A 26,096-nucleotide genomic window follows, 5' to 3' on the forward strand; every position below is an offset into this window, starting at 1 on the left:
CCACCGACCCCCCCGAACCCCCCGCCATTCCTGCCCCACAGCCATTCCCCCACCCCTTGGCACAGCCATTGCTCAAGCCCTCTCCAAGCCACGGCGTCCGATCCGTGGCACCAACAAGAATCGGAGACCCTCCATGAGCTCGACCGGCCTCACCTTGCCTGACGCCCACCCGCATCCCACCTCGCGCCTGCGCCGCAGCGCACTCGCCGCCGCGCTGCTGGCCGGCCTCTGCCCACCCCTGCATGCCGCCGATGCCCCGGCCGACGTCGATGGCGCGCGCATCGCTGCCGCCGACCAGGAGCCGGGCAACTGGATGAGCACCGGGCGCACCTACGACGAGCAGCGCTACAGCCCGCTCAAGCAGATCGACCAGGGCAACGTCGACAAGCTCGGCCTGGCCTGGAGCTACAAGCTGGACATCGACCGCGGCGTGGAGGCCACGCCCATCGTGGTCGACGGGGTGATGTACACCACCGGGCCGTTCTCCATCGTCTACGCGCTGGACGCGCGCAACGGCAAGCTGCTGTGGAAGTACGACCCGCAGTCCGACCGCAGCCGCGCCGGCGAGGCCTGCTGCGACGCGGTGAACCGCGGCGTGGCGGTGTGGAAGGGCAAGGTCTACGTCGGCGTGCTGGATGGCCGCCTGGAGGCCATCGACGCCAGGACCGGCAAGCGCGTGTGGAGCGTCGACACCCGCACCGACCCCTCGCGCAGCATCACCATCACCGGCGCGCCGCGCATCGTGAAGGGCAAGGTGATCATCGGCAACGGCGGCGCCGAGTTCGGCGTGCGCGGCTACATCACCGCCTACGACGCCGAGACCGGCAAGCAGGACTGGCGCTTCTTCACCGTGCCCGGCGACCCCAAGCAGGCGCCGGAGAACAAGGCCATGGAGATCGCCAGCAAGACCTGGTTCGGCGACAAGTACCCCGAGCAGGGCGGTGGCGGCACCGTCTGGGACTCCATGTCCTACGACCCCGAGCTGAACCTGCTGTACATCGGCGTGGGCAACGCCTCCTCGTGGAACCCGCGCATCCGCAGCGAGGGCAAGGGCGACAACCTGTTCCTCTCGTCCATCGTCGCCATCAACCCGGACAGCGGCGAGTACGTCTGGCACTACCAGACCACCCCGGGCGACGCCTGGGACTTCACCGCCACCGCGCACATCATGCTGGCCGACCTGCCCATCGACGGGAAGGTGCGCAAGGTGCTGATGCAGTCGCCGAAGAACGGCTTCTTCTACGTCATCGACCGCGCCACCGGCGAGCTGCTCTCGGCGAAGAACATCATCCCGGTGAACTGGGCCAAGGGCATCGACATGAAGACCGGTCGGCCCATCGTCGACGACAAGGCTGCGGCCTACTGGAAGGATCCCGAGCGCAAGGCGCTGCTGATCCAGCCGGCGTTCTGGGGCGCCCACGACTGGCAGCCGATGTCCTACAACCCGGCCACCGGCCTGGTGTACATCCCGGCGCACATCATGTCGGCCTACTACCAGGACGTGGAGGGCGCGCCGCCGCGCTCGAAGTTCAAGAGCATCTACCAGCTGGACGTCAACACCGGGATGATGCCCGAGGACCCGGAGGGCCTGCGCAAGGTCGCCGACTCCTGGTCCGGTAAGCTGATCGCCTGGGACCCGCTCAAGCAGAAGGCCGCCTGGGAGGTGCCCTACAGCACCATCTTCAACGGCGGCACCCTGAGCACCGCCGGCAACCTGGTGTTCGAGGGCACCGCCGACGGCCGCGTGGTGGCCTACGCCGCCGACAGCGGGAAGAAGCTCTGGGAATCGCCGGCCAACACCGGGGTGATGGCCGCGCCGGTGACCTACGAGGTGGACGGCGAGCAGTACGTGACCTTCATGGCCGGCTGGGGCGGCGCCTTCTCCACCTTCGCCGGCGCCCTGTCGCTGCGCGCTGGGGTCAAGCCCAACGCCCAGGTGCTGACCTACAAGCTCGGCGGCAGCGCCAGGCTGCCCGAGGCCAAGTACAAGTGGGCCGGACGCAAGCCCGAGCCGCCGAAGCTGACCGGCACCACCGCGCAGATCGACCAGGGCCGTGAGCTGTTCAACGCCAGCTGCTCGCAGTGCCACGGCATCAACGCCATCAGCGGCGGCGTACTGCCCGACCTGCGCACCCTCAGCGCCGAGAACCACCAGCGCTTCCTCGGCATCGTCTACGGCGGGCGCATCCCCGACGGCATGCCGTCGTTCCAGGGCCACCTCGACCTGCAGCAGGCCGAGGCGGTGCACCAGTACCTGATCAAGCGCGCCTACGACCTCCAGGAACAGCTGGCCGCCGCGCAGAAGACCGCCGGCAAGTGATCGACCCCCACAGGAGAACCCCGATGACCGACGTCACGACCTACCAGCACTACATCGACAACCGCTTCGTCGCCGGCGAGGCGCTGATCGAGGTGCACAACCCGGCCAACGGCGAGCTGCTGGCGCGCATCCCCGAGGCCAGCGCCGAGCAGGTGGACGCCGCCCTGGGCGCGGCGCGCATGGCCCAGAAGGGCTGGGCGGCCAAGCCCGCTATCGAGCGCGCCGGCTACCTGCGGCGGATCGCCGGGAAGGTCCGCGCCAACGCCGAGCGCCTGGCGCGCATCATCACCGCCGAGCAGGGCAAGGTGCCGGCGCTGGCCGAGGTGGAAGTGGCCTTCACCGCCGACTACCTGGACTACATGGCCGAGTGGGCGAGGCGCCTGGAAGGCGAGGTGCTGACCAGCGACCGCGCCGGCGAGCACATCTTCCTGCTGCGCAAGCCGCTGGGCGTGGTGGCCGGCATCCTGCCGTGGAACTTCCCGTTCTTCCTCATCGCGCGGAAGATGGCGCCGGCGCTGCTGACCGGCAACACCATCGTCATCAAGCCCAGCGAGGAAACCCCGATCAACTGCTTCGAGTTCGCCGCCCTGGTGGCCGAGACCGACCTGCCGCGCGGCGTGTTCAACGTGGTCGGCGGCACCGGCGGCGGGGCCGGGCAGGCGCTGACCGGCCATGCTGGGGTGGACCTGATCAGCTTCACCGGCTCGGTGGCCACCGGCTCGCGGATCATGGCCGCGGCGGCGCCGAACATCACCAAGCTGAACCTGGAGCTGGGCGGCAAGGCGCCGGCCATCGTCCTGGCCGACGCCGACCTGGACCTGGCGGTGAACGCCATCAAGGCCTCGCGGGTGATCAACAGTGGGCAGGTGTGCAACTGCGCCGAGCGCGTGTACGTGCAGCGCCGGGTGGCCGACGCCTTCATCGAGAAGGTCGCCGCCGCCATGGCCGCCACCCGCTACGGCGACCCGGGCACCCAGGCCGACTTGGACATGGGCCCGCTGGTCAACCAGGCCGGCCTGGACAAGGTCGCGCAGATGGTCCGCACGGCCCAGGGCCAGGGCGCCCAGGTGATCACCGGCGGCGCCGTGGCCGACCTCGGCCGCGGCTTCCACTACCAGCCCACGGTGCTGGCCGGCTGCTCGGGCGAGATGGAGATCATGCGCAAGGAAATCTTCGGCCCGGTGCTGCCGATCCAGGTGGTGGACGACCTCGACGAGGCCATCGCCCTGGCCAACGCCAGCGAGTACGGCCTGACCTCGTCCATCTACACCCGCGACCTGGGCGCCGCGCTCAAGGCCAGCCGCGAGCTGGACTTCGGCGAGACGTACATCAACCGCGAGAACTTCGAGGCCATGCAGGGCTTCCACGCCGGCACGCGCAAGTCCGGCATCGGCGGCGCCGACGGCAAGCACGGGCTGTACGAGTACACGCACACCCACGTGGTGTACGTACAGGAATAGGTGCCTCCTTGGGCGGCGCGTGCTTGCCAGGTGCGTGCCGCTCCTTTTTCCCTGCGCCGATCTGCTCTTCGTAGGAGCGAGCTTGCTCGCGAACAAACGCGGTGCCATGCGGTTCGCGAGCAAGCTCGCTCCTACAAAAAATCGCCGCCAGCCGGTGATGTAGGAAACGGGCCATGCCCCGGGCAAAGCGGACGCAGGGAAAAGGGATGCGCTCAATACAACGCGTTGGGCTGGACGATGCCGTGCTTCTTCATCTTCCGATACAGGGTCGAGCGGGCCACGCCGAAGTGCTCGGCCACCGCGCTGATGTTCCATTGCCGCTCGCGCAGCGCGGCCAGCAGGTGGCTCGCCTCGGTGTCGTCCAGGCGTGCGGCCAGGGCGCTGCTGGGCGTGGCCACGACGGGGGCCGGCTGATGCAGTTCGGCGGGCAGGCAGTCGAGGTCGATGACGCCGTCCTCGGCCAGGGCCGCGGCGTAGCGCAGGCAATTGAGCAACTGGCGGATGTTGCCCGGCCAAGGCTGCGCGCGCAGGCGTTCGCGCGCTTCCGGCGCCAGGCGCAGCGCGGGGTCGATGGCGGCCAGCAACTGCTCGACCAGCGCCTCGCGGTCGCTGCGCTCGCGCAGGGCCGGCAGTTGCAGGGTCATGCCGGCCAGGCGGTAGAACAGGTCCTCGCGGAAGCCGCGGGCCTGGATCATCGCGGCCAGGTCCTGGTGCGTCGCCGAGACCACCTGCACGTCCAGCGCCACCGGCGTCTCGGCGCCCAGCGGGAGGATCTCGCGCTCGGCCAGCACGCGCAGCAGGCGCGTCTGCAGGTGCGCCGGCATGTCGCCGATCTCGTCGAGGAACAGGGTGCCGCCGTTGGCCAGTTCCAGCTTGCCCTTCATGCCTTTCTTGCTGGCGCCGGTGAAGCTGCCGCCGCGGTAGCCGAACAGCTCGCTCTCGATCAGGCTCTCGGGGATGGCCGCGCAGTTCAGCGCCACGAAGGGCCCGGCGCGGCGCGCGCTGGCCTGGTGGATGGCGCGGGCGAAGGCCTCCTTGCCGGTGCCGGTCTCGCCGTTGAGCAGGATGGCGATGCCCTTGTCCAGCACCTTGCGCAGGCGCCGCACGCCCTCCTGCAGGCGCGGGTCGGCGCCGGCCAGGCGCGCCAGGTCCGGGTGCTCGCCGGCCTTGGCCGGCGCCGGCGAGGCGCTGCGCCGCGGCAGGCCGGCGGGCATGCGCAGGCCGACCTCCACCGCCGCCTCGTCGCCCAGGGTGCGCAGGCGCACGGCGCGGGCGCCGCCCTGGCTCAGGGCCAGCAGCTGGTCGAGGTCGCTGGCCAGCAACTGCTCGATGCGGCTGCCCAGCAGCTCGCCGGGACTGGCGGCGAAGGCGGCGTGGTTGGCGCCGATCACCCGGCCGCGCTCGTCCAGGGCCAGCAGTTGCTCGGCGGCCAGGTCGGCGACCTCGTCGCGAGCCTTCACCGAGAGCGTCAGGCGGTCGCGGTAGCGCTGGCGGAAGGCGGCGTTCTCGATCAGCCGGGCGTAGAGGATGACCAGTTGCAGGGTGAGGTACTGCGCCTCCTTGGGCCCGCCGCTGTTCAGGCAGGTGGCGTTGAGGCAGCCGCGCAGGTTGTGCTGGGCGTCGTAGATCGGCGCCACCGAGCAGCTCAGGCGGAAGTTGCTGACCAGGAAGTGCTCCTGGCGGTGGATGGTCAGCGGCGCGGCGGCGGCCAGGGCGGTGCCGATGCCGTTGGTGCCGGCCACCGACTCGTCCCAGCGCGCGCCGACGATCAGCCCGGCCTGGGTATAGCGGTCGCGCTGCGCCGGCAGGCGGGCGTCGAGGGTGACGCCCTGCTCGTCGCTGAGCAGCACGGCGAAGCCGGCCGGGGTGACGCGCCGGGCCAGGCCGCTGACGCCCTGGCCGGCGATGGCCAGGTATTCCTCGTGCTGGGCCTGGTGCTCGCGGATTTCGCCGGCGGTGAGGATGTGCTTCTCGGCGCTGGCGCGCGGGTCCAGGTGGTGCTGCACCACGCTGCGGTACCAGGAGCGGGCGATGGCGTCCTCCGGTTGCAGGTCGCGCTCGCCGAAGTGGTCGGCGATGAAGCTGGCGAGGTCGTTCGGGCAGTTGTCCAGGGCATGCTCGTTCATGGGTACTACTCCCGGGCGCCGTCAGCCGTGCTGCGGCGCTTTGTTGTTGTCAGGTGCCGTTCGGCGGGGCTTGCCGGGCGAACGGACCGGCGCAGGCAGGCAAGTCTAGTCAGGCGCCCGCCGAACGGCGAGGAACCGAGCAAGGCCCGTGCCGCCTGTACGGACAAGAGGCGCCCCGCGCGGCGCCAGGGTTCAGCGCGCCGCGCGAGGGCGGCGCCGGGAACGGTTGTCGCGCCGCGCGCGACACCTGTAGCGGGCGGGCGCGACAGCTGTCGCACCCTCCCTACCAAATCAGGGGGAAAACTCCTTCGAAAGTATCATTCGGAGGGCTCCCCCCTGGTGTTTAACTCGACCTGCCGGAATCGCCGGCCAACAAGAAGAGGACAGACCCATGTGGACCAAGCCTAGCTTCACCGACCTGCGCCTTGGCTTCGAAGTGACCCTGTACTTCGCCAACCGCTGATCCACCCGGCCCCGGTCTTCCGGGGCCCCTGCCCACGGGGCACTGTCATGCACATCCGTATTCTCGGTTCGGCCGCCGGTGGCGGCTTCCCGCAGTGGAACTGCAACTGCCGCAACTGCCACGGCGTGCGCAGCGGCCAGGTGCTGGCGCAGCCGCGCACCCAGTCGTCCATCGCCCTGTCCGACGACGGCGAGCGCTGGATTCTCTGCAACGCCTCGCCCGACATCCGCGCCCAGCTCGCCGCCTTCCCGGCCCTGCAGCCGGCGCGCAAGGTGCGCGACACGGCCATCGCCGGCATCCTCCTGCTGGACAGCCAGATCGACCACTGCACCGGCCTGCTCAGCCTGCGCGAGGGCTGCCCGCACGACGTCTGGTGCACGCAGATGGTCCACCAGGACCTGACCAGCGGCTTCCCGCTGTTCAACATGCTGCAGCACTGGAACGGCGGCCTGCGCCACCACCCGATCGAGCTGGACGGCGTGCCCTTCACCGTGCCCGCCTGCCCGAACCTGCGCTTCACCGCCATCCCGTTGCGCAGCGCCGCGCCGCCGTATTCGCCGCACCGCCACGACCCGCACCCGGGCGACAACATCGGCCTGTTCGTCGAGGACCTGGGCAGCGGCGGCAAACTGTTCTACGCCCCCGGCCTGGGCCAGGTGGACGAGGCGCTGCTGGGCTGGATGCGCCGCGCCGACTGCCTGCTGGTGGACGGCACCCTGTGGCGCGACGACGAGATGCGCCGCTGTGAAGTGGGCGACAAGCTCGGCAGCGAGATGGGCCACCTGGCCCAGAGCGGCCCCGGCGGCATGCTCGAGGTGCTGGACGGCGTGCCCGGGCCGCGCAAGGTGCTCATCCACATCAACAACACCAACCCCATCCTCGACCCGGCCTCGCCCGAACGCGCCGAACTGGACGCCCGCGGCGTCGAAGTGGCCTGGGACGGCATGGCCATCCACCTGTAGAGGGAGCGCGATGAACGCCGCCATGAGCCCCGCCGAATTCGAGCAGGCGCTGCGCGCCAAGGGCGCCTGCTATCACATCCACCACCCGTTCCACGTGGCCATGTACGAGGGCCGCTGCACCCGCGAGCAGCTCCAGGGCTGGGTGGCCAATCGCTTCTACTATCAGCTGAACATCCCGCTGAAGGACGCCGCCATCCTCGCCAACTGCCCGGACCGCGACACCCGCCGCGAGTGGGTGCAGCGCATCCTCGACCACGACGGCCGCCCCGGCGAGCCCGGCGGCATCGAGGCCTGGCTGCGCCTGGCCGAGGCGGTGGGGCTGGAGCGCGAACAGGTGCTGTCGCAGGAACTGGTGCTGCCCGGCGTGCGCTTCGCCGTGGACGCCTACGTCAACTTCGCCCGCCGCGCCAGCTGGCAGGAAGCGGCCAGCAGCTCGCTGACCGAGCTGTTCGCCCCGCAGATCCACCAGTCGCGGCTGGACGCCTGGCCGCAGCACTACCCCTGGATAGACGCGGCCGGCTACGACTACTTCCGCAGCCGCCTGTCCCAGGCTCGTCGCGACGTCGAGCACGGCCTGCGCATCACCCTGGAGCACTACCGCACCCGCGAGGCCCAGGAACGCATGCTGGACATCCTGCAATTCAAGCTCGACGTGCTCTGGAGCATGCTCGACGCCATGAGCATGGCCTACGAGCTGGGCCGCCCGCCGTACCACACGGTGACCCGCGAGCGCATCTGGCACAGGGGGCTGCTGTGATGAGCCTGCCCGCGCTGGACAGCGTGCCGCGCATCCGCCGCGGCTTCCGCCTGCAATTCGAACCGGCCCAGGGCTGCCACGTGCTGCTCTACCCCGAAGGCATGGTCAAGCTCAACGACAGCGCCGGGGAAATCCTCCAGCGCATCGATGGCCAGCGCGACGTGGCGGCCATCATCGCCGAGCTGAGCAAGCGCTTCCCCGGCGTGCCGGGCATCGACGAAGACATCCTGGCATTCCTCGAGGTGGCCCATGCGCAATTCTGGATCGAGCTGCACTGAAGGCGCCGGCCCGCCGCTGTGGCTGCTGGCCGAGCTGACCTACCGCTGCCCGCTGCAGTGCCCGTACTGCTCCAACCCGCTGGACTTCGCCAAGCAGGGCGGCGAACTTTCCACCGCCGAATGGATCGAGGTGTTCCGCCAGGCCCGCGAGCTGGGCGCCGCGCAGCTGGGCTTTTCCGGCGGCGAGCCGCTGCTGCGCCAGGACCTCGCCGAGCTGATCGGCGCGGCCCGCGGGCTGGGCTTCTACACCAACCTGATCACCTCCGGCATCGGCCTGAGCGAGGCGCGCCTGGCGCAGTTCGCCGAGGCCGGGCTGGACCACATCCAGATCAGCTTCCAGGCCGCCGACGAGGAGGTGAACAACCTGCTCGCCGGCTCGCGCAAGGCCTTCGCCCAGAAGCTGGCCATGGCCCGCGCGGTGAAGGCCCACGGCTACCCGATGGTGCTCAACTTCGTCACCCACCGGCACAACATCGACAACATCGGGCGGATCATCGAGCTGTGCATAGAGCTTGAGGCCGACTTCGTCGAACTCGCCACCTGCCAGTTCTACGGCTGGGCCGAACTCAACCGCGCCGGCCTGCTGCCCACCCGCGCGCAGCTGGAACGCGCCGAGCGCATCACCCACGAATACCGCGAGCGCCTGGCCGCCGAAGGCAACCCCTGCAAGCTGATCTTCGTCACCCCGGACTACTACGAGGAACGCCCCAAGGCCTGCATGGGCGGCTGGGCCAGCGTGTTCCTCGACGTCACCCCCGACGGCACCGCGCTGCCGTGCCACAGCGCGCGGCAATTGCCGGTGCAGTTCCCCAACGTGCGCGAGCACAGCCTGCGGCACATCTGGTACGAGTCCTTCGGCTTCAACCGCTACCGCGGCGACGCCTGGATGCCCGAGCCGTGCCGCTCCTGCTCGGAGAAGGAACGCGACCACGGCGGCTGCCGCTGCCAGGCCTACATGCTCACCGGCGACGCCGACGCCACCGACCCGGTGTGCGCCAAGTCGGCCCACCACGGGAAGATTCTCGACGCCCGGCGCCAGGCCGAGGAAGCGCCGCTGGGCCTGGACCAGCTGACGTGGCGCAACCAGCGCGCCTCGCAACTGATCTGCAAGGCCTGAGGGTGCGCAGCCTGGCCCATGGCGACTGGCCCAGCGCCTGGAGTGCCGAGCGCGCGGTGGCGGCGGGGCGCGACTTCGCCGAACTGCACGCGGCCCACGGCGGGCTGCTGTGGCTGGAGTTCGAACCGCGCAGCGCGCGTTGCCGCCTGTACCTGTGGCGCGACGGCGCGCTACAGGAGCTGACGCCGCCCGGCGTCTCGGCGCGCAGCCGCGTCTATGAATACGGCGGCGGCGCCTGCTGCGCCACGGCCGAGGGCGTGGCCTGGGTGGAGGAGGGCGACCAGCAGGTGCGCTGGCTGCGCTTCGGCGAGGCGCCCCGGCAGTTGACCGAGCGCCCGCAGTGCCGCTATGGCGACCTGCACTACGTGCCGGCCTGGAATGCGCTGCTGGCGGTGGAGGAAAGCCGCGAGGGCGATGCCGTGGTCCACCGCATCGTGCGCCTGGACGCCGATGGTGCGCGCCAGGTCATCGCCGAAGGCGCGGACTTCTACGCCGCACCGACAGCCAGCTCCGACGCGGCACGTATCGCCTGGGTGGAATGGGACCGCCCGCAACAGCCCTGGACCGCCACGCGCCTGTGCCTGCTGCGGGACGGTGTGCAGCGCTGCCTGGCGGGCGAGGGCGGCGAAGAATCCATCCAGCAACCGCGCTTCGACGACCAGGGCCGCCTGCACTGGCTCAGCGACCGCAGTGGCTGGTGGCGCCCCGAGGCTGAGGACGGGCAGACGGGCGCCTTCGCCTTCGCCGACCACGCCCCGGCGCCCTGGCAGCTGGGCGGGCGCAGCTACCTGCCCTTGCCCGGCGGGGAAATGCTGCTGAGCCGCTTCGAGGAAGGCCGTGGTCTGCTCATCCTGCGCGCCGCCGATGGCAGCGAACGGCGCCTGGCCCCGGATTTCTCGCGCTTCCGCGCCCTGGCCGCCGACGCCGGGCACTGCTACTGCATCGCCGCCGCCGAGGACCGCCTGCCGGCGCTGCTGGCCATCGGCCGCGAGAGTGGCCAGGTGCAAGTAATCGCCGGCGGCGAACATCCGCTGGACGAGGCCGAGCTATCGCGCCCGCAACCCTTCGGCTACCCGGTGGCCGGCAACGAGCGCGGCCACGGCTTCTTCTACCCGCCGCGCAACGCCCAGTGCCGCGGCCCGGCGGGGCGGCGGCCGCCGTTGGTGGTGTTCCTGCATGGCGGGCCCACTTCGGCCTGCTACCCGGTGTTCGATGCGCGCATCCAGTTCTGGACCCAGCGCGGCTTCGCCGTGGCCGACCTCAACTACCGCGGCAGCGCCAATTTCGGCCGCGCCTACCGCGAACGCCTGCGCAGCGAATGGGGCAGGGTGGAGGTGCAGGACATCTGGGCGGCGGTGGTGCAACTGGCCGCCGACGGGCTGATCGACCGCCAGCGGGTGTTCGTCCGCGGCGCCAGCGCCGGCGGCTACAGCGCGCTCTGCGCCCTGGCCTTCGTCGGCGGCTTCCGCGGCGGCGCCAGCCTCTACGGCGTCAGCGACCCGCTGGCGCTGGGGCGGGTGACGCACAAGTTCGAGGCCGACTACCTCGGCTGGCTGATCGGCGACCCGCAACGCGACGCCCGCCGCTACCGGGCGCGCACGCCGCTGCTGCACGCTGCGCGCATCCAGGCGCCGGTGATCTTCTTCCAGGGCGAGCTGGACGCCGTGGTGGTGCCCGAGCAGACCCAGGCCATGGTCGCCAGCCTGCGCCAGCGCGGCCTGGCCGTGGAATGCCACCTGTACCCCGGCGAGCGCCACGGCTTCCGACAGGCGGCCAACCTGGCCCACGCGCTGGATGCCGAGTGGCGCTTCTACCGCGCGCTGCTGGGCGGCTGACGGCCGGGCCAAGGTCGCATTGCAATCAGCGCAGGATGCAGTAGGCTCGCGGAAACATTTCATAACAAGAACAAGCACCCCATGAGCCACGACCTCAGCCTGCTGCGTAAATTCGTCTCGCCAGAGATCATCTTCGGTGCCGGCTGCCGGCACACCGTCGCCAACTACGCCAAGACCTTCGGCGCCCGCAAGGTGCTGCTGGTGTCCGACCCCGGCGTGCTCGCCGCCGGCTGGGTGGGCGACGTGCAGGCCAGCCTGGCCGGGCAGGGCATCGAGCACTGCCTGTACACCGACGTCTCGCCCAACCCGCGTGTGGAAGAAGTGATGCGCGGCGCCGAGCTGTACCGCAGCGAAGGCTGCAACGTGATAGTCGCGGTCGGCGGCGGCAGCCCCATGGACTGCGCCAAGGGCATCGGCATCGTCGCCGCCCACGGCCGCAACATCCTCGAGTTCGAAGGCGTCGACAAGCTGCGCGTGCCCAGCCCGCCGCTGATCCTCATCCCCACCACCGCCGGCACCTCGGCCGACGTCTCGCAGTTTGTCATCATCTCCAACCAGGACGAGCGCATGAAGTTCTCGGTGGTGAGCAAGGCGGTGGTGCCCGACGTGTCGCTGATCGACCCGGAAACCACCCTGAGCATGGACGGCTTCCTCTCCGCCTGCACCGGCATCGACGCCCTGGTCCACGCCATCGAGGCCTTCGTCTCCACCGGCCACGGCCCGCTCACCGACAGCCACGCGCTGGAGGCCATGCGCCTGATCGACGGCAACCTGGTGCAGATGATCGCCAACCCCAACGACATCACCCTGCGCGAGAAGATCATGCTCGGCAGCATGCAGGCCGGGCTGGCATTCTCCAACGCCATCCTCGGCGCGGTGCACGCCATGTCCCACAGCCTCGGCGGCTACCTCGATCTGCCCCACGGGCTGTGCAACGCCGTGCTGGTGGAGCACGTGGTGGCCTTCAACTACAACGCCGCGCCCGAGCGCTTCAAGGTCATCGCCGAGACCTTCGGCATCGACTGCCGCGGGCTTGGCCACGCGCAGATCCGCCAGCGCCTGGTCGAGCACCTGATCGCCCTCAAGCGCGCCGTGGGCTTCCACGAGACCCTCGGCCCGCACGGCGTGGGCATCTCCGACATCCCCTTCCTGTCGCGCCACGCCATGCAGGACCCGTGCATCCTCACCAACCCCCGCGAATCCAGCCAGCGCGACGTCGAGGTGGTCTATGGCGAGGCCCTCTGAGCCGCAGCAGGACGCCCTGGCGGCGCTGCTCGGCCTGGGCAGCCACTCCACGCGCAAGAGCCACTACCCCGAGCTGCTGGCGCGCCTGGAGGAACTGGAAACCGAGCGCAACCGCTACAAGTGGCTGTTCGAACACGCCGTGCACGGCATCTTCCAGGCCAGCCTCAGCGACGGCCTGCGCGCGGCCAACCCGGCCCTGGCGCGGATGCTCGGCTACGCCGACCCGCAGCAGGTGTTGTGGAACCTGCAGGACATGGCCACGCAACTGTTCGCCGGCGGCGAGGCGGAGATGCGCCGCATCCGCGACCTGCTGCGCGAGCAGGGCGGGCTGTTCGGCTACGAGACGCGCCTGCTGCGCAAGGACGGTAGCCACGTCGACGTGCTCATGAACCTGCTGCTCAAGCCCGACGAAGAAGGCCTGGTGGAAGGCTTCGTCGCCGACATCACCGAACGCATCCTGGCCCAGCAGCGCCTGCAGACGCTCAACGAGGAGCTGGAGCAGCGCGTCGCCGAACGCACAGGCGAGCTGGAAGCGCTGAACCAGCAACTGCGCGAGGCGCGCGACGCCGCCGAGGCGGCCAACCACAGCAAGGACAAGTACCTGGCGGCGGCCAGCCACGACCTGCTGCAACCGCTCAACGCCGCGCGCCTGCTGGTGGCCACCCTGCGCGAGCGGCAATTGCCGGGTGCCGAGCAGCAACTGGTGGAGCGCACCCACCAGGCCCTGGAAGGCGCGGAGAACCTGCTCACCGACCTGCTGGAGATCGCCCGCCTGGACCAGAGCGCGATCCGCCCGGACCTGGACGTCCACGGCCTGGACGAACTGCTCGGCCCGCTGGCCTCGGAGTTCGAAAGCGTGGCGCTGTCGTCCGGCCTGCAACTGCGCGTGCGCATCCCCAATCTCTCGGTGCGCACCGACGCGCGCCTGCTGTCGCGCATCCTGCGCAACTTCCTCAGCAATGCCTGCCGCTACACCGGGCGCGGTGGCGTGCTGCTGGCCGCGCGGCGGCGCGGCGCCAGCGTGCGCCTGGAGGTGTGGGACACCGGCCGCGGCATCCCGGCGGACCAGTTGCAGGCGATCTTCCTCGAATTCAACCAGCTCGACACCGGCCGCGCCGCCGAGCGCCAGGGCGTGGGCCTGGGCCTGGCCATCGTCGACCGCATCGCCGGGCTGCTCGGCTGCGCGGTGCAGGTGCGCTCGGTGCCCGGGCGCGGCTCGCTGTTCGCCCTCGAAGTGCCCCTGGCCGAGGCGCTGCCGCCGCGCGCCGGCGGCGATGCCGCGCCGCGCCCGAGCACCGGCGACCCGCTGCCGGGCCGGCGCCTGCTGGTGGTGGACAACGAAACCTCGATCCTCTTCAGCATGGCCGCGCTGCTCGGCCAGTGGGGCTGCGAGGTGCTCACCGCCACCGACCGCGACGCCGCCCTGGCGCTGCTCGGCCCGCAGCCGCCGGAGGCGATACTGGCCGACTACCACCTGGACCACGGCGCCACCGGCTGCGAGCTGGTGCGCGACCTGCGCCGCCACTACGGCCGCGAGATCCCCGCGGTGATGATCAGCGCCGACCGCAGCGACGAATGCCGCCGCGCCCTGCAGCGCCTGGGCATCCCGCAGCTGAACAAGCCGCTGAAGCCGGGCAAGCTGCGCGCGGTGCTCAGCGCCCTGCTCGATACGCCGGCCTGACCGGCCGGTCATGGGCGGATTCGCCCACGCGGGCTAGAATACCCGCTGCGCGGGCCATGCCGTCCGCTACGGATTACCCCGCGTCGAGCCCGTGATGTCGTGAAGCGTGATACCCGCGTAGCCTCCCTGCTGCTGTTCATGATCTGCGTCTCCCTGGCCCTGCTGACCGCCTGGCAGACCTGGTCGGCGCGCGAGCGCACCCTGGGCGAAGTCAACACCGACATGCTCAACCTCACCCAGGCGCTGGACTCCTACGCCGAGGGCGTGGTGCGCCAGTGCGAGGTGCTGCTGCTGGACCTGGCCGACCGCATCGAGAGCGACGGCCTGGGCCCCGCGCAGCTGGCGCGCCTGCAGCGGCTGCTGGAGCGTCAGCAGAAGGTGCTCAGCCAGGTAGTCGGCATTTCGCTGTTCGATGCGCACGGCCGCTGGCTGCTGCTCTCCCACGGCGCCATCCCGCCGGGGGCGAACAGCGCAGACCGCGCCTTCTTCATCCACCACCGCGACAACCCCTCGCGGGACATCTTCATCGGCCCGCCGATCCGCAGCCGCTCCAGCGGCCTGTGGGTGATCACGGTCAGCCGCCGCCTTGACCACCCCGACGGCAGCTTCGCCGGCGTGGTGGCCACCACCCTCGGCATCGAGAACTTCCTCAGCCTGTTCGGCCGCCTGGACATCGGCCAGCACGGCGCCATGAGCCTGAGCCAGGGCAACGGCCAACTGCTGGTGCGCTACCCCTTCCGCGAGGCCGACCTGGGCCGCGACCTGTCGGGCTCGCCGCTGTTCACCGACTACCTGCGCCACGCCGACTCCGGCAGCGCCAGCAGCACCTCGCGCTTCGACGGCGTGGAGCGCATCTACGTGTTCCGCCGCAACGACCACTACCCGCTGGTGACCACCGTGGCGCTGAGCAAGGCGGAGGCCCTGCAGGACTGGCGCAAGCAGGCCCAGCTCAACGCCGGCATCGTCCTGGTGCTGCTGGCGGTGCTCGGCCTGACCGGCCAGCGCCTGCTCATCGACATCCGCCAGCGCACTCGCACCAGCCGCCAGCTCGCCGCCGCCCGCGAAGAACTGCTGCGGGCCAACGACCAGCTGCGCGTGCTCGCCGCCCAGGACGCGCTGACCGGCCTGGCCAACCGCCGCAGTTTCGACGAAACCCTGGCCACCGAGGCGCGCCGCTGTGCCCGCGAGGGGGCGCCGCTGTCGCTGTTGCTGGTCGATATCGATCACTTCAAGCGCTACAACGACAGCTACGGGCACCAGGCTGGCGATGACTGTCTGCAGGTGGTGGCCGGGTTGCTCGCCGCCTGCGTGCGGCGACCGGGGGACCTGGTGGCGCGTTACGGTGGCGAGGAGTTGGCGGTGATTCTGCCCAGCACTGATAGCGCTGGCGCTGAGGCGGTGGCTAGGGCCTTCCTGCAGCGCTTGGCGGGTGAGCGGCTGGCGCACCGTGAGAGCCCCTTTGGGGTGGTTACTGCCAGCATCGGCTTGGCCACCGCACCGGCCACGGTTGCCGGGGGGCAGGAGTGGCAGTTGGTGAATGCTGCTGACCGGGCTCTGTATCGTGCCAAGGCTGGTGGGCGTAATCGCCTGGAGGTGGAGCGCCTGGAGGGGTGAGGGTGGTCTTCTACGGATTCTTAACCTCCGCTCCAGCCTCAACCCCATCGAAAATCCGTAGGGCGGATAAGGTCCGCTCCTACGCTGCCCCACCCACGCCATTCCCATGTAGGAGCGCGCCCTGCGCGCGAAATCGCGGGCAGGGCCCGCTCCTACAGGTTGACGCCGAATTTCTCGTTCGCGCCGGACGGCTCCCTCTCCCTCCGGGAGAGGGCTGGGGTGAGGGAGCGGCGTCAACCCGAAACACCGCTGTCGCCGGTAAGCACCGTTCGCGAGCAAGCTCGCGCCTACGAGAAGCTGTGCCCGCACCTACAGGTTGACGCCGAATTTCTCGTTCACGCCGGACGGCCCCCTCTCCCTCCGGGAGAGGGCTGGGGTGAGGGAGCGGCGTCAACCCGAAACACCGCTGTCGCCGGTAAGCACCGTTCGCGAGCTCGTTCCTACAGGTTGACGCCGAATTTCCCCCTCGCGCCGGACGGCTCCCTCTCCCTCCGGGAGAGGGCTGGGGTGAGGGGGCGGCGTCAACCCGAAACACCGCTGTCGCCGGTAAGCACCGTTCGCGAGCAAGCTCGCGCCTACGAGAAGCTGTGCCTGCCCATGCGGTGGGGGTGATGGGTATCGCTTCGCTCAACCCATCCTACAGGGCTACGGGGCTTGGCTTGTCGCTCAGCCCTGGGGCAGCAGCACCCGGGCCGAGGGGTAGAGGCTGGCGGCTACCTTCTGCAGCTCTACCGGGCAGACCAGTTCGCTGATCCACGCCAGGCGCCGTACCGGGCCGGGTTTGTCCAGGCGTTGCAGTTCGGCGGATTCGAGCATGGCCTTCATGCGCCAGGCGAGGGCGAACAGCTCCTCGATGAAGGGCGGCGCCACCGTGCCCTGGTGTTCCACCGACAGGCCGCTGGGTGCGTGGCGGATGGCCAGGTGGTAGTGGCTGGCGCCGTTGCGCCCGCCGCTGCCGGCGAGGGTGGCGGTGAAGTGCGCGCCGAGGATGCGCGCCAGTTGCCGCTGCACGTCGTGCAGCAGTTGCTGCGGCACTTCTTCCAGCAGCGCGGTGGGGTCGGTCTGGCCCATGGTCGTCCCGGGTTCTGAGTGGCAGGGCGGCGGCCGGGGCGGCCGCCGGAACAGGTGCCGCTAGCATAGGGAAGGCGACTGTGAACTTGGGTTAAGCCGGGGTAAAGGCGGGTAATTGCGTGCCTCAGAAGGTCTGCCCGAGGGAGAACTGGAACACCTCGGTCTCGGCGCCGTCGGGCTTCTTCAGCGGCGTCGCCAGGCTGAAGCTCAGCGGGCCCAGTGGGCTGTACCAGGTCAGGCCGACGCCCACAGACATGGCCATCTGGTCGAGGCTGACGTTGCCGCAGCCCTGGGTGGTGGACAGGTAGCACTTGTCGGCGAAGACGCTGCCGGCATCCCAGAACAGCGTGCTGCGCAGCTGGCTCTGGTCCTTGACGAAGGGCAGCGGGAACAGGTACTCGACGCCGCCGGCGATGAGGATGTTGCCGCCGAACACCTCGGCGTCGCGGTCGGAGTAGTAGGCCTGGCCGGCGCTGGAGTAGTTGCCGGTGGCCGGGGTGCTGCGCGGGCCCAGGGTGCCGTCCTTGAAGCCGCGCACCGAGCTCAGGCCGCCGGCGGTGTAGTTCTCGTAGAAGGGCAGGCCGTCGGTGGAGCCGTAGCCGTTGCCGTAGCCCAGGCTGGTGTGCAGGCGCAGGGCGGTGCGGTCGGTGACCGGGACGAAGCGCTGGGCGCTGTAGTCGAGCTTGTAGAACGACAGGTCGCTGCCGGGCACCGTGGCCATCAGCGTCAGGCTCTGGGAATGCCCGCGGGTGGCCAGCACGCCCTTGTTCAGGGTGGATTCGGACCAGCCGATGGAGGCCTTGAGGTTGTTGAAGCTCTTGCCCTCGCGCTCGATGAAGTCGTAGATCTCGTCGGCGCTGTAGGTGCCGGGGCTGACGACGTCGTGCTGCAGGGTCAGGCCGTAGGTCAGGCGCGAGGTCTCGCTGATCGGGTAGCCGACGCTGACGCCGGCGCCGAAGCTGTCGAGGGAGTAGTACGACACCTCGTCATCGTCGTCGTAGTACTTGCTGTAGTCGGTGCTGCTGTAGAACAGGTTGTAGCCCAGGCTCACGCCGTCGGTGGTGAAGTAGGGGTTGGTGAAGCCGAAGTTGTACTTGGTCTGGTACTCCGAGCGGGTCAGGCCGATGCTGGTGTAGTTGCCGGTGCCGAGGAAGTTGCTCTGGCTGATGGAGCCGCCGAGGATCAGCCCGGCGCTCTGGGAGAAGCCGACGCTGGCGCTGAGCGAACCGGAGGCCTGCTCCTCGACGCTGTAGTTGACGTCCACCTGGTCGTCGGTGCCGGGCACCGCCGGGGTCTCGACGTTGACCGTCTTGAAGTAGCCCAGGCGCTCCAGGCGCTGCTTGGACTGGTCGATCAGGTAGGTGCTGGCCCAGCCGCCTTCCATCTGGCGCATCTCGCGGCGCAGCACCTGGTCTTCGGTCTTGGTGTTGCCGCGGAAGTTGATGCGGTTGACGTAGGCGCGCTTGCCCGGGTCGACCACGTAGGTGATGGACACGGTCTTGTCGTCGTCATGGGCCTCGGGCACGCCGTTGACGTTGGCGAAGGTGTAGCCCTCGTTACCCAGGCGGCGGGTGATCAGGTCGGAGGTGGAGGTCATCACCTTGCGCGAGAACACCTGGCCCGGCTCGACCAGCATCAGCTTCCTGATTTCCTCTTCCGGCACCTTGAGGTCGCCGGTCAGCTTCACGTCGCGGACCTTGTACTTCTCACCCTCGTTGATGTTGACGGTGATGTAGACGTGTTTCTTGTCCGGGGTGATGGAAACCTGGGTGGAGGCGATATCCATGTGGATATAACCGCGGTCCAGGTAGTAGGAGCGCAGGCGTTCCAGGTCGCCGGAGAGCTTCTCGCGGGAATACTTGTCGTCGTTCTTGAAGAAGGACAGCCAGTTGGTTTCCTTCAGCTCGAACAGGCCGGTCAGGTCCTCGTCGGAGAACACGGTGTTGCCGACCACGTTGACGTGGGCGATGGCTGCGACCGTGCCTTCGTTGACGGTGATCTTCAGCGCCACGCGGTTGCGCGGCTGCGGAGTGACCTGGGTCTCGATGTTGGCCGAGTAGCGGCCCTGGGCCACGTACTGGCGCTGCAGCTCGTTGCGCACGCCTTCGAGGGTGGCGCGCTGGAAGATCTCGCCTTCGGCCAGGCCCGATTGCTTGAGGCCCTTCATCAGGTCCTCGGTGCTGATGGCCTTGTTGCCTTCGATCTCGATGCCGGAGATGGACGGGCGCTCGACCACGTCGATGACCAGCACGCTGCCGTCGCGGCCGAGGTGGATGTCCTGGAAGAAACCGGTACGGAACAGCGAGCGCGAGGCTTCCACCAGGGCGTGGTCGTCGGCCTGGTCGCCGACGTTCAGCGGCAGGGCGGCGAACACGCTGCCGGCGGAGACGCGCTGCAGGCCGTTGACGCGGATGTCGGCGATCTTGAAGCCTGCGGCGTGGGCCAGGGCGGCGTTGAACAGCAGGATCGGGAACAGCAGGCGGGTAGGGCGCATCGTGACTTCCAGACAGGCGGTGGCAGGGGGCGCGGACGGTTCGCACGGCGATCGTCCGGGCGCTGCCGCCCGGCCCGGGCTGGCGGCCGATGAGGATAAGAGCGGGCTGTGTTCGGCGCGGTTAACCCAGGGTAAAGATGTGTAAAGTTTGCCCATGCGGCGGTGACAGGGCGGCCCCGCGGAAGGGATCATTGCGCCCTCCAGGCCTTGAACCGCGTGCCCTGCATGATTCCCGTACTGCTGGTCGACGATGACCGCGAACTCACCGAGATGCTCAGCCAGTACCTGGCCCGCGAGGGTTTCCAGGCCACCGCCGTGGGCACCGGCGAGGAAGGCGAGGCCGAGGCCCTGGGTGGCGCCTACGCCCTGGTGGTGCTGGACGTGATGCTGCCGGGCCTGTCCGGCATCGAGGTGCTGCGGCGCATCCGCGCGCGCAGCCAGGTGCCGGTCCTGCTGCTGACCGCGCGGGGCGACAACATCGACCGCATCGCCGGCCTGGAGCTGGGCGCCGACGACTACGTGCCCAAGCCCAGCTCGCCCGGCGAGCTGGTCGCGCGGCTGCGCGCCATCCTGCGCCGGGTGCAGCCCCAGGTGCCGCTCGGCAACGCGCCGGAGGCCGTCGGCAGCGGCGCCCTGGCGCTCTGGCCCGGCAAGCGCCAGGCGTTGTGGCACGGCCAGCCGCTGGAGCTGACCGGCACCGAGTTCAGCCTGCTGGAGGTGCTGGTGCGCCGGGCCGGGCAACTGGTCAGCAAGCAGGACCTGTCGCTGGACGCCCTGGGCCGCCCGCTGACCCGCTACGACCGGCGCATAGACGTGCACGTCAGCAGCATCCGCCAGAAGCTCGGCCCGCGCGCCGACGGCAGCAGCTGGATCCAGAGCGTGCGCGGCATGGGCTACCTGCTGATCGTCGAATGAAGCGCGGGCGGCTGTTCTGGAAGCTGTTCCTGGCCTTCTGGCTGGCCAACAGCCTGACCTTCCTGGTGGGCGCCGGCGCCTTCATGTTCGACGAGCTGCGCGGCGACACCCCGGCGCTGCGCTCGCTGCTGGCCACCGAGGTGCGCCTGCTGCAGCGCTTCGGCGAAGCGGCGGGGCGCCAGCTACTGGAGGTGTCGCCGCAGCAGCCGGACGTCCAGGTCGGCCTCTACGACGCCCAGGGCGCGCTATTGGCCGGGCGCGCCGTGGCCCAGGTGCGCTTCGAGCAGGCGGTCACCAGCCAGGACGGCCATCGCCTGCTGCTGCGCGCCTCGGCCGCCACCACCCTCGACCAGGCGCCGCCGCCGCGCAGCCTGGGCCCGCTGCTCACCGGCACGCTGATGAGCGCGCTCTTCGCCCTGCTGCTCAGCCAGTACCTGGCGCGGCCGCTGGCCTGGTTGCGCCAGGCCATGGGCCAGGTCGCCCAGGGCCGCTTCGAGGTGCGCGTCAAGCCGCGTCTGGGGCGGCGCCGCGACGAGATCGTCTACCTGGCCGAGGACTGCGACCGCATGGCCGGGCAGCTCAAGGCGCTGGTGGAGGCGCAGCAGCACCTGCTGCACGACATCTCCCACGAGCTGCGTTCGCCGCTGACGCGGATGAGCGCCGCCATCGGCCTGCTGCGGCAGGCGCCGGGGCAGCCCGGCATGCTGGAGCGCATCGAGCGCGAGTCGCGGCGCATGGACGAGCTGATCGAGCAACTGCTCACCCTGGCGCGGGCGCAGTCGCGCCAGGACAGCGGCGAATACCGCCTGCTGGACGTCGTCGAGCTGCTGGCGCAGATAGTCGAGGACGCCCGCTTCGAGGCGGCGGGCAAGGGCTGCCAGGTGCGCCTTGTAGCCGAGCAGCCGTTCCTCGGCCGCGCCCACGAGGAGCTGCTCTACCGGGCCTTCGAGAACGTCATCCGCAACGCCGTGCGCTACACCGCGGCGGGCACCGAGGTGCGCGTGGGTGCGAGCCTGGTGGAGGGCGGCGAACGCCTGGTGGTGTGCATCAGCGACCACGGCCCGGGCGTCGACGAGAGCCGCCTGGGGCGCATCTTCGAACCCTTCGAGCGCGGCCCCGACGCCGGCCCCGACGGCTTCGGCCTGGGCCTGGCCATCGCCAGCCGGGCGGTGCAGCTGCATCACGGGCGGATCGCCGCCGAGCCCGCCGAGGGCGGCGGGCTGTTGGTGCGTATCGAGTTGCCGCGGCTGTTCTAAGCCTTAGCCTTGCCAACCGCCGCCCAGGACCTTGTACAGGGTGACGCGGTTGACCTGCTCGGCCAGCTCCAGGCTGATCAGCGTCTGCTGCGCGGAGTACAGCGAGCGCTGCGCGTCCAGCACTTCCAGGAAGCTGTCCGAACCCTGCTTGTACAGCGCCAGCGACAGGTCGTAGCTCTTGTCGGTGGCCGCCGTCAGTTCGCGCTGGGCGTCCAGGCGCTCGTTGATGTGGCTGCGCACGGAAAGGGCGTCGGCCACTTCGCTGAAGGCGGTCTGCAGGGCCTTCTCGTAGTTGGCCACGTCGATGTCGCGGGTGATCTTCGCGGCGTCCAGGCCGGCCTGGTTGCTGCCGGCGTCGAAGATCGGCAGGTTGATCGAGGGGGCGAAGCTCCAGGCGCGGCTGCCGGACTTGAACAGCCCGGACAGCTCGCCGCTGGCGCTGCCGCCGCTGGCGGTCAGGCTCACGCTGGGGAAGAAGGCCGCGCGCGCCGCGCCTATGTCGGCGTTGGCCGCCTTGAGCGTGTGCTCGGCGGCGAGCACGTCGGGGCGGCGTTGCAGCAGGCTCGACGGCAGGCCCGCCGGCACCGTCACCAGCAGCGCGGCGTCCAGGCCGGTGTCGCCCGGCAGCAGGCTGGCGTCCAGGCGTTCGCCCACCAGCAGTTCCAGGGCGTTGCGGTCCTGCTCGACCTGGCTGGCGTAGCTGGCCGCCTCGGCGCGCGCCGATTCCACCGTGCTGCGCGCCTGCGCCAGGCTCAGCCCGGACTCGCCGCCCAGGCCGTGGCTGCGCTGCACCAGCTCGTAGGTCTTCTGCTGGCTGGCGTGGGTATCGCGGGCCAGCTTGAGCAACTGCTGGTCGGCGGCCAGGGTCATCCAGGCGCTGGCCACCTCGGCCACCAGGCTGATCTGCGTGCTGCGGCGGGTCTGCTCCAGGGCCAGGTAGTCCTCCAGGGCGGCGTCCTTGAGGTTGCGCAGGCGGCCGAACAGGTCCAGCTCGTAGCTGCTTACGCCCAGGCCGACGCTGTACTGGCTGCTGACCGCCGTGGTGCCGTCGGAGAGGGCGCGCTGGCGGGTGCCCTCGGCGCTGGCCGAGACCGCCGGGAACAGCTCGGCGCGCTGGATGCGGTACTGCGCGCGCTGGTACTCGACGTTCAGCGCCGCCACCCGCAGGTCGCGGTTGTTGGCCAGGGCGCGGGCCACGGTGTCGCGCAGGCGGGCGTCGACGAAGAACTCGCGCCAGTCGACGTCGGCCTGGCTGGCGCCGGCCGGCGCGGCGCCGGGCCATTGCGCCGCCACCGGCGCGGCGGGGCGCTGGTAGTCCGGCTCCAGGTTGACGCAGCCGCCCAGCAGCAAAGCCAGCAGCAGAGGGAGAGGGGAGGTGCGCATCAGGCGTCTCCTTCGACGGTGGCCGGGGCACGGCGCGCGACCAGGCGCTGCACCAGCACGTAGAACAGGGGAATGAAGAACAGGCCCAGCAGGGTCGCCGCGAGCATGCCGCCGAGCACGCCGGTGCCGATCGCCTGGCGCCCGCCGGCGCCGGCGCCCTGGCTCAGCGCCAGGGGCAGCACGCCGAGCATGAAGGCCAGCGAGGTCATCAGCACCGGGCGCAGGCGGATGCGCACCGCTTCCAGGGTCGCGGCGAGCAGGTCCTGGCCGCGGTCGTAGCCTTCCTTGGCGAACTCGACGATGAGGATGGCGTTCTTCGCCGCCAGCCCCACGGTGGTCAGCAGGCCGACCTGGAAGTAGACGTCGTTGGACAGCCCGCGCAGGCCGGTCAGGGCCAGGGCGCCGAGGATGCCCAGGGGCACCACCAGCATCACCGCGAAGGGCACCGACCAGCTCTCGTAGAGCGCCGCCAGGCAAAGGAACACGAAGAGGATGGAAATGGCGTAGAGCAGCGGCGCCTGGTTGCCGGCCAGGCGTTCCTGGTAGGACTGCCCGGTCCAGGCGTAGCCGATGCCCTCGGGCAGCTGCGCCATGATCGCCTGCACCGCGGCCATGGCGTCGCCGGAGCTGACGCCGGCGGCCGGCTCGCCGACGATCTCGTAGGCGCCGAAGCCGTTGTAGCGCTCCAGCAGCGGCGAGGCGGTGCTCCAGCCGGTGCTGACGAAGGTGGCCAGCGGCACCATGGCGTCCTGGTCGTTGCGCACGTACCAGTCGCCGATGTCCTCGGCCTGCATGCGCTTGTCGGCGTCGCCCTGCAGGTAGACCTTCTTCACCCGCCCGGCGTCGAGGAAGTCGTTCACGTAGCTGCCGCCCAGGGCCACGCTCAGGGTGTCGTTGATGTCGCTGGCGGCCACACCCAGCGCGCCGGCCTTGCGGTCGTCGATGTGCAGGTCCAGCTGCGGGGTGTCTTCCAGGCCCTGGGCGCGCACGTTGGCCAGGCGCGGGTCCTGGCGGGCCAGTTCGATGAAGCGGTTGCGCGCCGCCAGCAGCTCGGCGTGGCCGAGGCCGGCGAGGTCCTGCAGCTCGACGTCGAAGCCGGCGCTTTCGCCCAGGCCCTGGATGGCCGGCGGGGCGATGACGAATACGTCGGCATCGATGATCCCGGCCAGCGCCCGGTTGGCCCGCCGCGCCACTGCCGCGGCGCTGTGCGCCTCGCCCTGGCGCTGGCTCCAGTCCTTGAGCTTGATGAAGCCGCGGCCACTGTTCTGCGCGTTGCCGCCGTTGCCCAGGCCGCGCACGGTGAGCACCGTGTCCACCTCCGGCTGCTGCAGCAGGTAGTCCGTCACCTGGCGGGTGACCGCCTGCAGGCGCTCGTCGGTGCCGCCCACCGGCAGGGTCATCTGCATCATCAGCATGCCCTGGTCCTCCTCGGGGAGGAACGCGGTGGGCAGCTTGTGGAACATCAGCCCGACGCCGGCCAGCACCAGCGCGTAGACCGCCAGCGCGCGCACGGGCCGCGCCAGCAGGTTGCCGACGCCGCGCTGGTAGCGCCGCGAGCCGGCCTCGAAGTTGTGGTTGAACCAGCCGAAGAAGCCGTGCCGCGGCTGGCCGTGGCCGGGCTTGAGCAGGGTGGCGCACAGCGCCGGGGTGAGGGTCATGGCCACCAGCACCGACAGCGTCATGGCGGCGACCATGGTCACCGAGAACTGCCGGTAGATCACCCCGGTGGAGCCGCCGAAGAAGGCCATGGGCACGAACACCGCCGAGAGCACCACGGCGATGCCCACCAGCGCGCCGCTGATCTCGCCCACCGACTCGCGCGTGGCCTCCCGTGGCGACAGGCCGCGCTCGGCGATGATCCGCTCGACGTTCTCCACCACCACGATGGCGTCGTCCACCAGCAGGCCGATGGCCAGGACCATGGCGAACATGGTCAGGGTGTTGATCGAGTAGCCCATCAGCGCCAGCACGCCGAAGGTGCCCAGCAGCACCACCGGCACGGCGATCGCCGGGATCAGCGTGGCGCGCAGGTTCTGCAGGAACAGGTACATGATCAGCACCACCAGGGCGATGGCCTCGAACAGCGTCTTGACCACCTCCTCGATGGAAATCTTCACGAAGGGCGCGGTGTTGTAGGCCACCTCGGCGCGCAGCTGCAGCCGGCTGGGGAAGAACTGCTGCAGCTCGGCCACCTTGGCCTGCACCGCCTCGGCCACGTCCAGGGCGTTGGCGCCGGTGGCCAGGCTGATGGCCAGGCCGCCGGAGGGGCGCCCGCCGTGCTCGGCGACCACGTCGTAGCTCTCGCTGCCCAGCTCCACCCGCGCCACGTCGCCGAGGGTGACCACGGCGCCGTTGCTGGCGTACTTGAGCACCACCTCGCGGAACTGCGCCGCGGTCTTGAGCTTGCTGCGCGCATTGATGCTGGCGTTGAGCTGCTGCCCCGGGCGCGCCGGCAGGGCGCCGAGCTGGCCGGCGGAGGTGTCGACGTTCTGCGCCTGCAGGGCGCTGCTGATGTCCGAGGGCATCAGCGAGTACTGCTTGAGCTTGTCCGGGTCCAGCCAGATGCGCATGGCGTAGCTGGAGCCCAGGGTGGTCACCTCGCCGACGCCGCTGACGCGGCTGACCTGGTCGTACAGGGTGCTGGCGATGAAGTCGCTGATGTCGGTGGCGCCGACCTCGGGGTTGTCCGAGACCAGCGAGAGGATGATCAGGAAGTCGCTGGAGGAATTGCGGATCTCGATGCCCTGCTGCTGCACCTCGTCGGGCAGCCGCGCCTTGGCCTGCTCCAGCTTGGTCTGCACCTGCATCTGCGCGGTGTTGATGTCGGTGCCGGCGTCGAAGGTCAGGGTGATGCTGGCGCTGCCCGCCGAGCTGCTGCTGGAGGACATGTAGGTGAGGCCGTCCAGGCCGGTCATCTGCTGCTCGATGACCTGGGTCACCGAGTCTTCCATGGTCTTGGCCGAGGCGCCGGTGTAGGTGGCGCTGAGGCGGATCTGCGGCGGCGCGATGCTGGGGTACTGGGCCAGCGGCAGCTGGAAGATGGCCAGGGTGCCGCCGAGCATCACCAGGATGGCGAGCACCCAGGCGAAGATGGGCCGGTCGATGAAGAAGCGTGCCAT

18 protein-coding genes are annotated in these 26,096 nt (G+C 70.2%); 13 read left to right on the top strand and 5 right to left on the bottom strand.

The window, feature by feature from the left end; all coding sequences use genetic code 11:
- Positions 1–133 precede the first annotated feature (133 nt).
- Positions 134–2,320 (top strand): PQQ-dependent dehydrogenase, methanol/ethanol family, encoded by a 2,187-nt coding sequence (locus RN02_RS04110; protein ID WP_043313194.1) that lies wholly within the window; start codon positions 134–136, stop codon positions 2,318–2,320.
- Positions 2,321–2,343: 23 nt separating this feature from the next.
- Entirely contained in the window at positions 2,344–3,780 is a 1,437-nt protein-coding gene (gene aldA / locus RN02_RS04115; protein ID WP_043313195.1) for an aldehyde dehydrogenase, read from the top strand.
- Positions 3,781–3,992: 212 nt separating this feature from the next.
- On the opposite strand, the gene RN02_RS04120 is transcribed toward aldA, so the two are convergent.
- On the bottom strand, positions 3,993–5,906 hold the full coding sequence (locus RN02_RS04120; protein ID WP_043313197.1) for a sigma-54-dependent Fis family transcriptional regulator: 1,914 nt from the start codon (positions 5,904–5,906) through the stop codon (positions 3,993–3,995).
- 391 nt (positions 5,907–6,297) lie between these two features.
- On the opposite strand from RN02_RS04120, the gene pqqA reads away from it, so the two are divergent.
- The 9 genes from pqqA to RN02_RS04160 all read left to right on the top strand — a co-directional run bounded on the left by pqqA (position 6,298) and on the right by RN02_RS04160 (position 15,858).
- A complete protein-coding gene (gene pqqA / locus RN02_RS32100; RefSeq protein WP_003106462.1) occupies positions 6,298–6,369 on the top strand; it encodes a pyrroloquinoline quinone precursor peptide PqqA in 72 nt (23 codons plus the stop codon).
- A gap of 47 nt (positions 6,370–6,416) precedes the next feature.
- Positions 6,417–7,331 carry a pyrroloquinoline quinone biosynthesis protein PqqB gene (pqqB, locus tag RN02_RS04125; protein ID WP_043313198.1) on the top strand — a complete coding sequence of 305 codons (915 nt, stop codon included), beginning with the start codon at positions 6,417–6,419 and terminating at the stop codon, positions 7,329–7,331.
- A gap of 10 nt (positions 7,332–7,341) precedes the next feature.
- The gene (gene pqqC, locus RN02_RS04130) at positions 7,342–8,088 is read left to right on the top strand and encodes a pyrroloquinoline-quinone synthase PqqC (protein ID WP_009622917.1); all 747 of its coding nucleotides are present in this window, start codon (positions 7,342–7,344) and stop codon (positions 8,086–8,088) included.
- Positions 8,088–8,366, top strand: coding sequence for a pyrroloquinoline quinone biosynthesis peptide chaperone PqqD (gene pqqD / locus RN02_RS04135; protein WP_043271907.1), 279 nt, complete (start codon positions 8,088–8,090; stop codon positions 8,364–8,366). The genes pqqC and pqqD overlap by 1 nt, the downstream gene beginning before the upstream one ends.
- Entirely contained in the window at positions 8,338–9,483 is a 1,146-nt protein-coding gene (gene pqqE / locus RN02_RS04140) for a pyrroloquinoline quinone biosynthesis protein PqqE (protein WP_043313200.1), read from the top strand. Before pqqD ends, pqqE begins: the two co-directional genes overlap by 29 nt.
- Positions 9,484–9,485: 2 nt before the next feature.
- Positions 9,486–11,318, top strand: a complete 1,833-nt coding sequence (locus RN02_RS04145) for an alpha/beta hydrolase family protein (protein WP_043313202.1) — start codon at positions 9,486–9,488, stop codon at positions 11,316–11,318.
- An 81-nt stretch (positions 11,319–11,399) separates the two neighbouring features.
- The gene (gene ercA, locus RN02_RS04150; RefSeq protein WP_043313203.1) at positions 11,400–12,563 is read left to right on the top strand and encodes an alcohol dehydrogenase-like regulatory protein ErcA; all 1,164 of its coding nucleotides are present in this window, start codon (positions 11,400–11,402) and stop codon (positions 12,561–12,563) included.
- Positions 12,547–14,244: a PAS domain-containing hybrid sensor histidine kinase/response regulator gene (locus RN02_RS04155; protein ID WP_043313205.1), complete on the top strand. Its 1,698-nt coding sequence runs from the start codon at positions 12,547–12,549 to the stop codon at positions 14,242–14,244. Before ercA ends, RN02_RS04155 begins: the two co-directional genes overlap by 17 nt.
- A 99-nt stretch (positions 14,245–14,343) precedes the next feature.
- Positions 14,344–15,858, top strand: coding sequence for a sensor domain-containing diguanylate cyclase (locus RN02_RS04160; RefSeq protein WP_043313206.1), 1,515 nt, complete (start codon positions 14,344–14,346; stop codon positions 15,856–15,858).
- A gap of 666 nt (positions 15,859–16,524) precedes the next feature.
- On the opposite strand, the gene RN02_RS04165 is transcribed toward RN02_RS04160, so the two are convergent.
- On the bottom strand, positions 16,525–16,929 hold the full coding sequence (locus RN02_RS04165; protein ID WP_052267640.1) for a hypothetical protein: 405 nt from the start codon (positions 16,927–16,929) through the stop codon (positions 16,525–16,527).
- Positions 16,930–17,053: 124 nt separating this feature from the next.
- Positions 17,054–19,423, bottom strand: a complete 2,370-nt coding sequence (gene bamA / locus RN02_RS04170; RefSeq protein ID WP_043313208.1) for an outer membrane protein assembly factor BamA — start codon at positions 19,421–19,423, stop codon at positions 17,054–17,056.
- 225 nt (positions 19,424–19,648) lie between these two features.
- On the opposite strand from bamA, the gene RN02_RS04175 reads away from it, so the two are divergent.
- Positions 19,649–20,338 carry a response regulator transcription factor gene (locus RN02_RS04175; RefSeq protein ID WP_009622900.1) on the top strand — a complete coding sequence of 230 codons (690 nt, stop codon included), beginning with the start codon at positions 19,649–19,651 and terminating at the stop codon, positions 20,336–20,338.
- Positions 20,335–21,594 carry a HAMP domain-containing sensor histidine kinase gene (locus RN02_RS04180; RefSeq protein WP_043313209.1) on the top strand — a complete coding sequence of 420 codons (1,260 nt, stop codon included), beginning with the start codon at positions 20,335–20,337 and terminating at the stop codon, positions 21,592–21,594. Before RN02_RS04175 ends, RN02_RS04180 begins: the two co-directional genes overlap by 4 nt.
- A 3-nt stretch (positions 21,595–21,597) precedes the next feature.
- On the opposite strand, the gene RN02_RS04185 is transcribed toward RN02_RS04180, so the two are convergent.
- Both RN02_RS04185 and RN02_RS04190 read right to left on the bottom strand, forming a co-directional pair.
- Positions 21,598–22,977, bottom strand: a complete 1,380-nt coding sequence (locus RN02_RS04185) for an efflux transporter outer membrane subunit (protein ID WP_043313210.1) — start codon at positions 22,975–22,977, stop codon at positions 21,598–21,600.
- Complete coding sequence (locus tag RN02_RS04190) at positions 22,977–26,096, bottom strand: efflux RND transporter permease subunit (protein WP_043313211.1); 3,120 nt, start codon at positions 26,094–26,096, stop codon at positions 22,977–22,979. Before RN02_RS04190 ends, RN02_RS04185 begins: the two co-directional genes overlap by 1 nt.

Source organism: Pseudomonas sp. PI1 (genome assembly GCF_000812405.1).
GTDB classification, from domain to species: domain Bacteria; phylum Pseudomonadota; class Gammaproteobacteria; order Pseudomonadales; family Pseudomonadaceae; genus Pseudomonas; species Pseudomonas citronellolis.

What these genes read in the sequence shown, in the direction of transcription:
- RN02_RS04110 (WP_043313194.1), top strand. Translation starts at nt 134, where the DNA reads ATGAGCTCGACCGGCCTCACCTTGCCTGACGCCCACCCGCATCCCACC.
- aldA (WP_043313195.1), top strand. Translation starts at nt 2,344, where the DNA reads ATGACCGACGTCACGACCTACCAGCACTACATCGACAACCGCTTCGTC.
- RN02_RS04120 (WP_043313197.1), bottom strand. Translation starts at nt 5,906, where the DNA reads ATGAACGAGCATGCCCTGGACAACTGCCCGAACGACCTCGCCAGCTTC.
- pqqB (WP_043313198.1), top strand. Translation starts at nt 6,417, where the DNA reads ATGCACATCCGTATTCTCGGTTCGGCCGCCGGTGGCGGCTTCCCGCAG.
- pqqC (WP_009622917.1), top strand. Translation starts at nt 7,342, where the DNA reads ATGAACGCCGCCATGAGCCCCGCCGAATTCGAGCAGGCGCTGCGCGCC.
- pqqD (WP_043271907.1), top strand. Translation starts at nt 8,088, where the DNA reads ATGAGCCTGCCCGCGCTGGACAGCGTGCCGCGCATCCGCCGCGGCTTC.
- pqqE (WP_043313200.1), top strand. Translation starts at nt 8,338, where the DNA reads ATGCGCAATTCTGGATCGAGCTGCACTGAAGGCGCCGGCCCGCCGCTG.
- ercA (WP_043313203.1), top strand. Translation starts at nt 11,400, where the DNA reads ATGAGCCACGACCTCAGCCTGCTGCGTAAATTCGTCTCGCCAGAGATC.
- RN02_RS04155 (WP_043313205.1), top strand. Translation starts at nt 12,547, where the DNA reads ATGGCGAGGCCCTCTGAGCCGCAGCAGGACGCCCTGGCGGCGCTGCTC.
- RN02_RS04165 (WP_052267640.1), bottom strand. Translation starts at nt 16,929, where the DNA reads ATGGGCCAGACCGACCCCACCGCGCTGCTGGAAGAAGTGCCGCAGCAA.
- bamA (WP_043313208.1), bottom strand. Translation starts at nt 19,423, where the DNA reads ATGCGCCCTACCCGCCTGCTGTTCCCGATCCTGCTGTTCAACGCCGCC.
- RN02_RS04175 (WP_009622900.1), top strand. Translation starts at nt 19,649, where the DNA reads ATGATTCCCGTACTGCTGGTCGACGATGACCGCGAACTCACCGAGATG.
- RN02_RS04180 (WP_043313209.1), top strand. Translation starts at nt 20,335, where the DNA reads ATGAAGCGCGGGCGGCTGTTCTGGAAGCTGTTCCTGGCCTTCTGGCTG.
- RN02_RS04185 (WP_043313210.1), bottom strand. Translation starts at nt 22,977, where the DNA reads ATGCGCACCTCCCCTCTCCCTCTGCTGCTGGCTTTGCTGCTGGGCGGC.
- RN02_RS04190 (WP_043313211.1), bottom strand. Translation starts at nt 26,096, where the DNA reads ATGGCACGCTTCTTCATCGACCGGCCCATCTTCGCCTGGGTGCTCGCC.